Origin of the sequence: Ferrimonas futtsuensis DSM 18154 (genome assembly GCF_000422645.1) — a bacterium.
Classification (GTDB): Bacteria; Pseudomonadota; Gammaproteobacteria; order Enterobacterales; family Shewanellaceae; genus Ferrimonas; species Ferrimonas futtsuensis.
On the sequence record NZ_AUGL01000033.1, the window covers coordinates 1 to 9856 of the forward strand.

Sequence of the window (9856 nt, forward strand, 5' to 3'; positions counted from 1 at the left end):
AGATGTTCCGCAAGCTGCTGGACGAAGGTCGTGCCGGTGAGAACTGTGGTGTTCTGCTGCGTGGTACCAAGCGTGATGAAGTACAGCGTGGTCAGGTACTGGCTAAGCCTGGTTCCATCACTCCTCACACCAAGTTCGAGTCTGAGGTATACGTACTGTCCAAGGATGAAGGTGGTCGTCACACCCCATTCTTCAAAGGCTACCGTCCTCAGTTCTACTTCCGTACTACTGACGTAACCGGTACCATCGAGCTGCCAGAAGGCGTTGAGATGGTAATGCCTGGTGACAACATCAAGATGGTTGTTACCCTGATCTGCCCAATCGCGATGGACGATGGCCTGCGCTTCGCTATCCGTGAAGGTGGCCGCACCGTAGGTGCTGGTGTTGTAGCTAAGATCATCGAGTAATCGATAATCCAGCTATAAAAGAGGGCGCCTTCGGCGCCCTTTTTTTGGGCCCGAGAAATCGCACCAGGCCCCGGCAGGAGAAGATCTCGGAAAAGCTTGCAATGCGGTGAAACCCGAGTATAATTCCTCCGGTTCGCTATTAGGGCGAACGCGTAATATACGCGGTGGTGCGATAGGCATCACCTTTAACAGCGACTCCGATTTGGAGTCGAATGGTTGCGATAATCGCCGTCTTTGACCCAATTTAAATTAAAAGGGTTCAAGGATGGACGTTTTTTTGCGTAATTATTGGTTGGAGCTCTGGTCAAATGCAGAACCAAAGAATCCGTATCCGCCTGAAGGCTTTCGATCACCGCCTGATCGATCAGTCTACCGCGGAAATCGTTGAGACTGCGAAGCGCACAGGGGCTCAAGTACGGGGTCCAATCCCTCTGCCCACCCGCAAAGAGCGCTACACAGTTCTGATTTCTCCTCACGTGAACAAAGATGCACGTGATCAGTATGAAATCCGTACTCACAAGCGCATGGTGGACATCGTTGAGCCTACCGATAAGACTGTTGACGCTTTGATGCGTCTGGATCTGGCTGCCGGCGTAGACGTGCAGATCAGTCTGGGCTAATCCCAGTTTCGGAATAGAGGTTAGATAGATGGCAATCGGTCTTGTAGGTCGTAAAGTTGGAATGACTCGCATCTTCGCTGAAGATGGCGCGTCAATCCCAGTTACCGTTATCGAAGTAGAACCGAACCGCGTAACTCAGATTAAAACTCTGGAAAGCGATGGCTACGCAGCCCTGCAGATCACTGTAGGCGCTAAGAAAGCCAACCGCGTTACCAAGCCTGAGGCAGGTCACTTTGCTAAAGCCGGTGTAGAAGCTGGTCGTGGTCTGTTCGAGTTCCGTCTGGGTGAAGGTGAAGGCGAAGGCATCGAAATCGGTGCTGAGCTGAAGGTTGATACTTTCGAAAACGGCCAAATCGTAGACGTTACTGGTCGCTCCAAGGGTAAGGGTTTCCAAGGCGCTGTTAAGCGTTGGAACTTCCGCACTCAGGACATGACCCACGGTAACTCCCTGAGCCACCGTGCTCCTGGTTCTATCGGTCAGAACCAGAGCCCCGGTAAGGTGTTCAAGGGCAAGAAGATGGCTGGTCACATGGGTGACGAGCGCGTAACTACCCAGAATCTGGAAGTAGTTCGCGTTGACGCCGAGCGCAACCTGCTCCTGATCAAAGGTGCAGTACCTGGCGCCAACGGCGGTAACGTTATCGTTAAACCCGCCGTTAAAGCGTAACGTCTGAGGAGATAGTAATGGAATTGGTAATGAAAGACGCGCAGAGCGCTCTTGAAGTTTCCGAAACTACCTTCGGACGTGAGTTCAATGAGGCTCTGGTACACCAGGTGGTGACTGCTTACGCAGCCAACGCCCGTCAAGGTACCGTGTCTCAGAAGACCCGCGCTGAAGTAGCTGGCACTGGCAAAAAGCCATGGCGCCAGAAAGGTACTGGCCGTGCTCGTGCCGGTACCGTTAAGAGCCCAATCTGGCGCTCCGGTGGTGTAGCTTTCGCAGCTAAGCCACAAGATCACTCTCAGAAAGTGAACAAGAAGATGTACCGCGCAGCCCTGCAGAGCATTCTGTCCGAGCTGGTACGTCAAGAACGTCTGATTGTGGTTGAGAAGTTTGGTGTTGAAGCCCCTAAAACCAAGGAGCTGGTAGCCAAGCTGAAAGAGCTGTCTGTTGATGACGTGCTGATCGTAACTGGCGAAGTCGACGAGAACCTGTTCCTGGCTTCTCGTAACCTGTACAAGGTTGACGCCCGTGACGTTGCTGGCATCGACCCAGTTAGCCTGATTGCATTCGACAAGGTGCTGATGACTGCTGATGCAGTTAAGCAGATTGAGGAGATGCTGGCATGATCCGTGAAGAACGTTTGCTGAAAGTGCTGCGTGCTCCGCACATCTCTGAAAAGAGCACCATGGCTGCTGAACTGAACAACACTATCGTGTTCAAGGTTGCCACCGACGCCACCAAGGCTGAAGTGAAAGCGGCTGTTGAAAAGCTGTTCGAAGTTGAAGTCACCGGCGTTCGCACTGTGAACGTTAAAGGTAAGACTAAGCGTACCGGCGCCCGTTTCGGCCGTCGTTCCGACTGGAAGAAAGCGTACGTTACTCTGGCCGAAGGTTCTGACATCGACTTCGTCGGCGGCGCAGAATAAGGACGAGGAGTTAAATAGATGGCTATTGTAAAATGTAAGCCTACCTCCGCGGGCCGTCGCCACGTCGTTAAGGTAGTAAACAAGGATCTGCACAAGGGTAAGCCCTTCGCAGCCCTGTTGGACAAAAAGTCCAAGTCCGGCGGTCGTAACAACGCTGGTCGCATTACTACCCGTCACATCGGTGGTGGTCACAAGCAGCACTACCGTATCGTTGACTTCAAGCGCAACAAAGATGGCATCCCTGCCACCGTAGAGCGCCTGGAATACGATCCAAACCGCAGCGCTAACATCGCTCTGGTTCTGTACGCTGACGGTGAGCGTCGCTACATCCTGGCTCCTAAGGGCCTGAAGGCTGGCGACAAGATCATGTCCGGTCTGGAAGCTGACATCAAAGTGGGTAACACGCTGCCAATGCGTTCTATCCCTGTTGGTTCCACCGTGCACAACGTAGAAATGAAGCCTGGTAAAGGCGGTCAGATTGCCCGCTCCGCCGGTGCCTACGTTCAGATCGTTGCTCGTGATGGTGCCTACGTAACCGTACGTCTGCGTTCCGGCGAAATGCGTAAGCTGCCTGCCGATGGCCGCGCTACCCTGGGTGAAGTTGGCAATGCTGAGCATATGCTGCGTTCTCTGGGTAAAGCCGGTGCAAGCCGCTGGCGTGGTGTTCGTCCTACCGTTCGTGGTGTTGCCATGAACCCGGTTGATCACCCACACGGTGGTGGTGAAGGTCGTACCTCTGGTGGCCGTCACCCCGTTACTCCATGGGGTGTTCCAACCAAAGGTAAGAAGACCCGCAGCAACAAGCGTACCGACAAGTACATCGTACGTCGTCGTACCAAGTAACTTTATTGAGGATTCACCATGCCACGTTCTCTCAAGAAAGGTCCATTTATTGACCTGCACTTGCTGAAGAAGGTAGAGAAAGCGGTGGAAAGCGGGGACAAAAAGCCAGTTAAGACCTGGTCCCGTCGTTCTATGATCATTCCAGATATGATTGGTCTGACCATCGCTGTCCATAATGGTCGTCAGCACGTTCCAGTTTTCGTTACCGAAGATATGATCGGTCACAAACTGGGTGAGTTCGCGCCTACTCGTACTTATCGCGGTCACATCGCCGATAAGAAAGCGAAGAAGAAGCGTTAAGGGGTAGATGATGGAAGTTTTAGCTAAACACCGCTTCGCCCGCACTTCTCCTCAGAAGGCGCGCCTGGTAGCTGATCAAATCCGTGGTCTTCCGGTAGATCGCGCTCTGGAAATTCTGACCTACAGCCCTAAGAAAGCGGCCGTACTGGTTAAGAAAGTTCTGGAATCCGCCATTGCCAACGCGGAGCACAACGAAGGTCTGGATATCGACGACCTGAAAGTTGCTAAAGTCTTCGTTGACGAAGGCCCGACCATGAAGCGCATCATGCCTCGCGCCAAGGGTCGTGCTGACCGCATCCTGAAACGTTCCAGCCACATCTCTGTGGTTGTGGCTGACAAGTAAGGGGACTGCAATGGGACAGAAAGTTCATCCTAATGGTATCCGCCTGGGTATTACCAAGCCTTGGAATTCTACCTGGTACGCGGATAAGAAAGAGTTTGCCGGCAATCTGCTGGGCGATCACGAAGTACGCGAGTTCCTGAAAAAGGAACTGAAGAGTGCTTCTGTGTCCAAGATTACTATTGAGCGTCCTGCCAAGAGCATCCGTGTGACCATTCACACCGCTCGTCCAGGCGTTGTAATCGGCAAGAAAGGTGAAGATGTTGAGAAACTGCGCAAGAAGGTAGCCAAGCTGGCTGGCGTTCCTGCTCAGATCAACATCTCTGAAGTTCGTAAACCAGAGCTGGACGCTCAACTGGTAGGTGATTCCGTTGCCTCTCAGCTGGAGCGTCGCGTTATGTTCCGTCGCGCTATGAAGCGTGCCGTTCAGAACGCCATGCGTCTGGGTGCCAAAGGCATCAAGATCGAGGTTTCTGGTCGTCTGGGTGGCGCTGAGATCGCACGTACCGAATGGTACCGTGAAGGTCGGGTGCCTCTGCATACTTTGCGTGCTGACATCGACTATGCTACTTCCTCTGCTCACACCACTTACGGTGTAATCGGTATTAAAGTTTGGATCTTCAAAGGTGAAGTTCTGGGCGGCATGCCGGTTGAGCAGGAGCAGCCTAAGCCGGCTAAGCGCAAAGGTCGTGGTAAGTAAGGGGAACCGAGATGCTGCAACCGAAACGTACCAAGTTCCGTAAGGTTCACAAAGGTCGTAACCGTGGTATGGCTACCACTGGTGATAAGGTTAGCTTCGGCTCCTACGGACTGAAAGCTACCACTCGTGGCCGTATCACTGCTCGCCAGATTGAAGCGGCCCGTCGTGCTATGACCCGTCACATTAAGCGTCAAGGTAAAATCTGGATCCGTGTGTTCCCAGACAAGCCTATCACTGAAAAGCCGCTTGAAGTGCGTATGGGTAAAGGTAAAGGTAACGTTGAATACTGGGTAGCCCAGATTCAGCCTGGCCGTGTACTGTATGAGATGGAAGGCGTTGCCGAAGATTTGGCCCGCGAAGCCTTCGCTCTGGCTGCTGCTAAGCTGCCTGTACAGACCACCTTTGTAACTCGGACGGTGATGTAATGAAAGCTACTGAATTGCGTGAAAAAAGCGTTGAAGAGCTGAACGCGGAGCTGCTGAGCCTGCTGCGTGAACAGTTCAATCTGCGTATGCAGAACGCGACTGGTCAGCTGAAGCAGACCCACGAGCTGAAGAAGGTACGCCGCAACATCGCGCGCGTTAAGACCATTCTGACTCAGAAGGCAGGTGCGTAATGAGCGAGACTATCCGTACTCTTCAAGGTCGTGTCATCAGCGACAAGATGGATAAGTCCATCACCGTAGCCATCGAGCGCAAAGTAAAGCACCCGATCTACGGTAAGTATGTAAAGCGTACCACTAAGGTACACGCTCACGATGAAACCAACCAGTGTGGTATCGGCGACGTGGTTGAAATCCGCGAATGTCGTCCACTGTCCAAGACCAAGTCTTGGATGCTGGTGAACGTCATCGAAAAAGCTCTGTAAAACAGGCTTTTACATACTAGATAAATGGCCGGGCCAGGTTTTTTCCTGGACCGGCTGTTTTTTATTTACCTTTTGGGCCGGAGTGGTGTTATAATTTCGCGCCTTTTAAAGGTAGCCAGTGTCCCAATTCGGGACGATTGTTGTAAAACATTCGGAGCACAAAATGATCCAAATGCAATCTGTGCTGGACGTTGCCGATAACTCCGGCGCTCGCAGCGTGCAGTGTATTAAGGTCTTGGGTGGCTCTCACCGTCGTTACGCCGGTATCGGCGACATCATCAAGGTTTCCGTTAAGGAAGCCATTCCTCGCGGTAAAGCGAAGAAAGGTGATGTATTCAACGCGGTGGTAGTACGTACCAAGAAGGGCGTTCGTCGTCCTGACGGTTCTGTTATTCGCTTTGACCGCAATGCGGCTGTACTGCTGAACGCCAGCAACCAGCCGATTGGTACTCGTATCTTCGGCCCTGTGACCCGTGAACTGCGTACTGAGCAGTTTATGAAAATCGTGTCTCTGGCCCCAGAAGTACTGTAAGGAGCTAAGAGATGGCAGCAAAAATCCGTCGCAATGACGAAGTTGTTGTACTGGCCGGCAAGGACAAGGGTAAGCGTGGTAAGGTTACCCAGATTTTGTCCACCGGCAAAGTAATCGTAGAAGGCGTTAACCTGGTGAAAAAACACCAGAAGCCAAACCCTCACCTGGGTATGGCTGGTGGCATCGTTGAAAAAGAAGCCGCCATTGACGCATCTAACATCGCGATCTTCAACCCTGCTACCAGCAAGGGCGATCGCGTAGGCTTTAGACTGGAAGACGGCAAAAAAGTCCGTTTCTTCAAGTCTAATGGTGAACTTGTTTAAGTAATTGGAGTAAACGATGGCGAAACTGCATGATTACTACAAAGATACTGTAGTAGCAGAACTGACCAAACAGTTCGATTACAAAAGTATCATGCAAGTCCCTCGGGTCGAAAAGATCACCCTGAACATGGGTGTTGGTGAAGCCGTGGCTGACAAGAAGGTACTGGAAGCAGCAGTTGCAGATATGACTGCTATCTCCGGCCAGAAGCCTCTGGTAACCAAAGCTCGCAAGTCTGTTGCTGGCTTCAAGATTCGTGAGGGCTATCCGATCGGCTGTAAAGTAACCCTGCGCGGCGAGCGTATGTGGGAGTTCCTGGAGCGCCTGATTTCTATCGCTGTTCCACGTGTACGTGACTTCCGTGGCTTGAACCCCAAGTCTTTCGACGGTCGCGGCAACTACAGCATGGGCGTTCGTGAGCAAATCATCTTCCCAGAGATCGACTACGACAAAGTAGATAAGATTCGTGGTATGGACATCACCATCACCACTTCTGCGAACTCTGACGAAGAAGGTCGTGCTCTGCTGGCTGCCTTTAACTTCCCATTCCGCAAGTAAGGTGTAGGGTTATGGCTAAAGTATCGATGAAGCAGCGCGAACTTAAGCGCGCTAAGCTGGTTGCTAAGTACGCTGAGAAGCGTGCTGCTCTTAAAGCAATCATCAATGACGTCAACTCAACCGATGAACAGCGTTGGGAAGCCGTACTGAAACTGCAACAACTTCCTCGTGACTCCAGTGCAAGTCGTCAGCGTAACCGCTGTAACATCACTGGTCGTCCGCACGGTGTACTTCGCAAGTTCGGCCTGAGCCGTATCAAACTGCGTGAAGCCGCCATGCGTGGTGAAGTTCCTGGCCTTAAAAAGGCCTCTTGGTAAGCCAACGGGAGTAAGCCAATATGAGCATGCAAGATCCGATCGCGGATATGCTGACGCGCATCCGTAACGGCCAGGCTGCCAACAAAGTTGCAGTTAAAATGCCGTCCTCAAAGCTGAAAGTAGCTATCGCCGATGTACTGAAAAAAGAAGGTTACATCGCTGATTTCGCTGTTTCCGGCGACGTTAAGTCCGAACTGGAAGTTACCCTGAAGTACTTCGAAGGTAAGCCAGTTGTAGAAAAAATCGAGCGAATCAGCCGTCCTGGCCTGCGCATCTACAAGAAAAAAGATGAGCTTCCAAAGGTTATGGGTGGTCTGGGTGTCGCTATCGTGTCCACTTCTCAAGGCGTGATGACCGACCGTGCTGCCCGTAAACTGGGTATGGGCGGCGAGATCGTCTGCTACGTGGCATAAGGAGAGTAACAATGTCTCGAGTAGCTAAGGCTCCCGTTACTATCCCTGCGGGCGTAGAGGTGACTCTGAACGGTCAAGAGATCGTTGTTAAAGGTGGCAAGGGTACTCTGACTCGCGTTCTTAACGATGCCGTTGAGATCGTGAAAGAAGAGAACGAAGTTAAGTTCGCTCCTCGCGAAGGCTTTGCTAAAGCCAACGCGCAGGCAGGTACTGCTCGTGCTCTGGTCAACAACATGGTTGTCGGCGTTAGCGAAGGCTTCACCAAGAAGCTGCAGCTGAACGGCGTAGGTTACCGTGCTGCCATTAAAGGCAACTCTGTAGCACTGACCCTGGGCTTTTCTCACCCCGTAGAGCACGCTCTGCCTGAAGGTGTGAAGGCCGAGTGCCCAAGCCAAACTGAAATCGTTCTTACTGGCGCAGATAAGCAGGCCGTTGGTCAAGTGGCTGCTGACATCCGTGCATACCGTGCTCCCGAGCCTTACAAAGGCAAGGGTGTTCGTTACGCGGATGAGAACGTGCGTCGTAAAGAAGCCAAGAAGAAGTAAGGTAACACGATGGACAAGAAAGCAGCTCGTCTTCGTCGCGCGACTCGCGCACGCAAGCAAATGCAAGAACTGGGCGCGACTCGTCTGGTTGTGCACCGTACTCCACGTCACATTTACGCTCAGGTTATCAACGCCGAATCTCAGGTACTGGCTGCTGCCTCTACCACTGAGAAAGCCGTTGCTGCTGATCTGAAGGGCACTGGTAACATCGACGCCGCCAAGCTGGTTGGTAAGATGATTGCCGAGCGTGCTCAAGAGAAGGGCGTTAAGAATGTGTCTTTCGACCGCAGCGGATTCAAGTATCACGGCCGTGTTGCTGCACTGGCTGATGCTGCCCGTGAAGCTGGTCTCCAGTTCTAAGGTTGGGAGTGGAAAATGGCTAATATTGAAAAGCAAGCCGGTGACCTGCAAGAGAAACTGATTGCAGTAAACCGTGTTTCTAAAGTAGTTAAGGGTGGTCGCATCTTCAGCTTCACCGCTCTGACTGTAGTTGGTGACGGCAACGGCCGCGTTGGCTTTGGTTACGGTAAGGCGCGTGAAGTGCCTGCCGCTATCCAGAAGGCAATGGAAAAGGCTCGCCGCAACCTGGTAACCGTTCGTCTGCACAACGGCACCCTGCAGCACCCTGTTAAGGGCCGTCATTCCGGCTCCAAGGTGTACATGCAGCCCGCTTCCGAAGGTACCGGTATTATTGCCGGCGGTGCAATGCGCGCTGTTCTGGAAGTTGTAGGTGTACATAACGTACTGTCCAAGGCATACGGCTCCACCAACCCGATCAACATCGTTCGTGCAACTATCGACGCTCTGACTTCGATGCACGCTCCTGATCAGGTGGCAGCTAAGCGTGGCCTGAGCATCGACGAGATCCTGGGGTAAGCTGACATGGCTAAAACTATCAAGGTTACTCAGACCAAGAGCTCTATCGGTCGTCTGCCTAAGCATAAGGCGACTCTGGTAGGCCTGGGTCTGCGCAAAATCGGTCACACCGTTGAGCTGGAAGACACTCCTTCCGTTCGCGGCATGATCAACAAGGTTTCCTACATGGTTAAGGTGGAGGGCTAAGATGCGTCTGAATACTTTGTCTCCAGCCGCTGGTGCTAAGACTTCCGCCAAGCGTGTAGGCCGTGGTATCGGTTCCGGTCTGGGTAAGACCGGTGGCCGTGGTCACAAGGGTCAAAAGTCCCGTTCCGGCGGTGGCGTACGTCCAGGTTTCGAAGGTGGTCAAATGCCTATGAAGCAACGCCTGCCGAAGTTCGGTTTTACCTCCCGCAAGGCGATGGTAACTGCCGAAGTTCGTCTGAGCGAGCTGACTAAGGTTGAAGGCGACCTGGTGACTCTGGAAACCCTGAAAGATGCGAACGTTGTTTCTGGCAACATTAAGTTTGCGAAAGTTGTTCTTTCAGGTAAAATCGAGCGCCCTGTGACCATCAAAGGTCTTAAAGCGACCAAAGGTGCACGCGAAGCCATCGAGGCTGCGGGCGGCAAGATCGAAGAATAACGGGAT

General features: G+C 52.6%; 22 protein-coding genes. All 22 read left to right on the forward strand.

The features are described from left to right. The coding region (locus G505_RS0117125) for an EF-Tu C-terminal domain-related protein (protein ID WP_028110654.1) at nucleotides 1-407 on the forward strand (407 nt) is incomplete at its 5' end. Between the two features lie 308 nt (nucleotides 408-715). Then, complete coding sequence (gene rpsJ, locus G505_RS0117130; protein WP_028110655.1) at nucleotides 716-1027, forward strand: 30S ribosomal protein S10; 312 nt, start codon at nucleotides 716-718, stop codon at nucleotides 1025-1027. Nucleotides 1028-1055: 28 nt separating this feature from the next. After that, nucleotides 1056-1694, forward strand: a complete 639-nt coding sequence (rplC, locus tag G505_RS0117135; RefSeq protein ID WP_028110656.1) for a 50S ribosomal protein L3 — start codon at nucleotides 1056-1058, stop codon at nucleotides 1692-1694. A gap of 17 nt (nucleotides 1695-1711) precedes the next feature. Then, on the forward strand, nucleotides 1712-2317 hold the full coding sequence (rplD, locus tag G505_RS0117140) for a 50S ribosomal protein L4 (protein ID WP_028110657.1): 606 nt from the start codon (nucleotides 1712-1714) through the stop codon (nucleotides 2315-2317). Continuing rightward, entirely contained in the window at nucleotides 2314-2616 is a 303-nt protein-coding gene (rplW, locus tag G505_RS0117145) for a 50S ribosomal protein L23 (RefSeq protein ID WP_028110658.1), read from the forward strand. The genes rplD and rplW overlap by 4 nt, the downstream gene beginning before the upstream one ends. 18 nt (nucleotides 2617-2634) lie before the next feature. Further along, the gene (gene rplB / locus G505_RS0117150) at nucleotides 2635-3459 is read left to right on the forward strand and encodes a 50S ribosomal protein L2 (RefSeq protein ID WP_028110659.1); all 825 of its coding nucleotides are present in this window, start codon (nucleotides 2635-2637) and stop codon (nucleotides 3457-3459) included. Nucleotides 3460-3477: 18 nt separating this feature from the next. Beyond that, nucleotides 3478-3759: a 30S ribosomal protein S19 gene (gene rpsS / locus G505_RS0117155; RefSeq protein WP_028110660.1), complete on the forward strand. Its 282-nt coding sequence runs from the start codon at nucleotides 3478-3480 to the stop codon at nucleotides 3757-3759. Nucleotides 3760-3769: 10 nt separating this feature from the next. After that, nucleotides 3770-4102, forward strand: coding sequence for a 50S ribosomal protein L22 (rplV, locus tag G505_RS0117160; protein WP_028110661.1), 333 nt, complete (start codon nucleotides 3770-3772; stop codon nucleotides 4100-4102). A 10-nt stretch (nucleotides 4103-4112) separates the two neighbouring features. Continuing rightward, entirely contained in the window at nucleotides 4113-4799 is a 687-nt protein-coding gene (rpsC, locus tag G505_RS0117165) for a 30S ribosomal protein S3 (RefSeq protein WP_028110662.1), read from the forward strand. Between the two features lie 11 nt (nucleotides 4800-4810). Continuing rightward, entirely contained in the window at nucleotides 4811-5224 is a 414-nt protein-coding gene (rplP, locus tag G505_RS0117170; RefSeq protein WP_028110663.1) for a 50S ribosomal protein L16, read from the forward strand. Continuing rightward, a complete protein-coding gene (gene rpmC / locus G505_RS0117175) occupies nucleotides 5224-5415 on the forward strand; it encodes a 50S ribosomal protein L29 (protein ID WP_028110664.1) in 192 nt (63 codons plus the stop codon). Before rplP ends, rpmC begins: the two co-directional genes overlap by 1 nt. Continuing rightward, the gene (rpsQ, locus tag G505_RS0117180; RefSeq protein WP_028110665.1) at nucleotides 5415-5666 is read left to right on the forward strand and encodes a 30S ribosomal protein S17; all 252 of its coding nucleotides are present in this window, start codon (nucleotides 5415-5417) and stop codon (nucleotides 5664-5666) included. The genes rpmC and rpsQ overlap by 1 nt, the downstream gene beginning before the upstream one ends. 163 nt (nucleotides 5667-5829) lie before the next feature. Further along, nucleotides 5830-6198 (forward strand): 50S ribosomal protein L14, encoded by a 369-nt coding sequence (gene rplN, locus G505_RS0117185; protein ID WP_028110666.1) that lies wholly within the window; start codon nucleotides 5830-5832, stop codon nucleotides 6196-6198. 11 nt (nucleotides 6199-6209) lie between these two features. Next, a complete protein-coding gene (gene rplX, locus G505_RS0117190) occupies nucleotides 6210-6521 on the forward strand; it encodes a 50S ribosomal protein L24 (protein WP_028110667.1) in 312 nt (103 codons plus the stop codon). A 16-nt stretch (nucleotides 6522-6537) separates the two neighbouring features. Further along, nucleotides 6538-7077: a 50S ribosomal protein L5 gene (rplE, locus tag G505_RS0117195; RefSeq protein WP_028110668.1), complete on the forward strand. Its 540-nt coding sequence runs from the start codon at nucleotides 6538-6540 to the stop codon at nucleotides 7075-7077. Between the two features lie 11 nt (nucleotides 7078-7088). Further along, entirely contained in the window at nucleotides 7089-7394 is a 306-nt protein-coding gene (gene rpsN, locus G505_RS0117200; RefSeq protein WP_028110669.1) for a 30S ribosomal protein S14, read from the forward strand. A gap of 20 nt (nucleotides 7395-7414) precedes the next feature. Then, a complete protein-coding gene (rpsH, locus tag G505_RS0117205) occupies nucleotides 7415-7807 on the forward strand; it encodes a 30S ribosomal protein S8 (RefSeq protein ID WP_028110670.1) in 393 nt (130 codons plus the stop codon). 11 nt (nucleotides 7808-7818) lie between these two features. Then, complete coding sequence (gene rplF, locus G505_RS0117210) at nucleotides 7819-8352, forward strand: 50S ribosomal protein L6 (RefSeq protein WP_028110671.1); 534 nt, start codon at nucleotides 7819-7821, stop codon at nucleotides 8350-8352. Nucleotides 8353-8361: 9 nt separating this feature from the next. Beyond that, a complete protein-coding gene (rplR, locus tag G505_RS0117215; RefSeq protein ID WP_028110672.1) occupies nucleotides 8362-8712 on the forward strand; it encodes a 50S ribosomal protein L18 in 351 nt (116 codons plus the stop codon). Nucleotides 8713-8727: 15 nt separating this feature from the next. After that, nucleotides 8728-9228: a 30S ribosomal protein S5 gene (gene rpsE, locus G505_RS0117220; RefSeq protein ID WP_028110673.1), complete on the forward strand. Its 501-nt coding sequence runs from the start codon at nucleotides 8728-8730 to the stop codon at nucleotides 9226-9228. A gap of 6 nt (nucleotides 9229-9234) precedes the next feature. After that, a complete protein-coding gene (gene rpmD, locus G505_RS0117225; protein ID WP_028110674.1) occupies nucleotides 9235-9414 on the forward strand; it encodes a 50S ribosomal protein L30 in 180 nt (59 codons plus the stop codon). Nucleotide 9415: 1 nt separating this feature from the next. Further along, nucleotides 9416-9850, forward strand: a complete 435-nt coding sequence (gene rplO / locus G505_RS0117230; RefSeq protein ID WP_028110675.1) for a 50S ribosomal protein L15 — start codon at nucleotides 9416-9418, stop codon at nucleotides 9848-9850. Nucleotides 9851-9856: the final 6 nt, after the last annotated feature.

What these genes read in the sequence shown, in the direction of transcription:
- rpsJ (WP_028110655.1), top strand. Translation starts at nt 716, where the DNA reads ATGCAGAACCAAAGAATCCGTATCCGCCTGAAGGCTTTCGATCACCGC.
- rplC (WP_028110656.1), top strand. Translation starts at nt 1,056, where the DNA reads ATGGCAATCGGTCTTGTAGGTCGTAAAGTTGGAATGACTCGCATCTTC.
- rplD (WP_028110657.1), top strand. Translation starts at nt 1,712, where the DNA reads ATGGAATTGGTAATGAAAGACGCGCAGAGCGCTCTTGAAGTTTCCGAA.
- rplW (WP_028110658.1), top strand. Translation starts at nt 2,314, where the DNA reads ATGATCCGTGAAGAACGTTTGCTGAAAGTGCTGCGTGCTCCGCACATC.
- rplB (WP_028110659.1), top strand. Translation starts at nt 2,635, where the DNA reads ATGGCTATTGTAAAATGTAAGCCTACCTCCGCGGGCCGTCGCCACGTC.
- rpsS (WP_028110660.1), top strand. Translation starts at nt 3,478, where the DNA reads ATGCCACGTTCTCTCAAGAAAGGTCCATTTATTGACCTGCACTTGCTG.
- rplV (WP_028110661.1), top strand. Translation starts at nt 3,770, where the DNA reads ATGGAAGTTTTAGCTAAACACCGCTTCGCCCGCACTTCTCCTCAGAAG.
- rpsC (WP_028110662.1), top strand. Translation starts at nt 4,113, where the DNA reads ATGGGACAGAAAGTTCATCCTAATGGTATCCGCCTGGGTATTACCAAG.
- rplP (WP_028110663.1), top strand. Translation starts at nt 4,811, where the DNA reads ATGCTGCAACCGAAACGTACCAAGTTCCGTAAGGTTCACAAAGGTCGT.
- rpmC (WP_028110664.1), top strand. Translation starts at nt 5,224, where the DNA reads ATGAAAGCTACTGAATTGCGTGAAAAAAGCGTTGAAGAGCTGAACGCG.
- rpsQ (WP_028110665.1), top strand. Translation starts at nt 5,415, where the DNA reads ATGAGCGAGACTATCCGTACTCTTCAAGGTCGTGTCATCAGCGACAAG.
- rplN (WP_028110666.1), top strand. Translation starts at nt 5,830, where the DNA reads ATGATCCAAATGCAATCTGTGCTGGACGTTGCCGATAACTCCGGCGCT.
- rplX (WP_028110667.1), top strand. Translation starts at nt 6,210, where the DNA reads ATGGCAGCAAAAATCCGTCGCAATGACGAAGTTGTTGTACTGGCCGGC.
- rplE (WP_028110668.1), top strand. Translation starts at nt 6,538, where the DNA reads ATGGCGAAACTGCATGATTACTACAAAGATACTGTAGTAGCAGAACTG.
- rpsN (WP_028110669.1), top strand. Translation starts at nt 7,089, where the DNA reads ATGGCTAAAGTATCGATGAAGCAGCGCGAACTTAAGCGCGCTAAGCTG.
- rpsH (WP_028110670.1), top strand. Translation starts at nt 7,415, where the DNA reads ATGAGCATGCAAGATCCGATCGCGGATATGCTGACGCGCATCCGTAAC.
- rplF (WP_028110671.1), top strand. Translation starts at nt 7,819, where the DNA reads ATGTCTCGAGTAGCTAAGGCTCCCGTTACTATCCCTGCGGGCGTAGAG.
- rplR (WP_028110672.1), top strand. Translation starts at nt 8,362, where the DNA reads ATGGACAAGAAAGCAGCTCGTCTTCGTCGCGCGACTCGCGCACGCAAG.
- rpsE (WP_028110673.1), top strand. Translation starts at nt 8,728, where the DNA reads ATGGCTAATATTGAAAAGCAAGCCGGTGACCTGCAAGAGAAACTGATT.
- rpmD (WP_028110674.1), top strand. Translation starts at nt 9,235, where the DNA reads ATGGCTAAAACTATCAAGGTTACTCAGACCAAGAGCTCTATCGGTCGT.
- rplO (WP_028110675.1), top strand. Translation starts at nt 9,416, where the DNA reads ATGCGTCTGAATACTTTGTCTCCAGCCGCTGGTGCTAAGACTTCCGCC.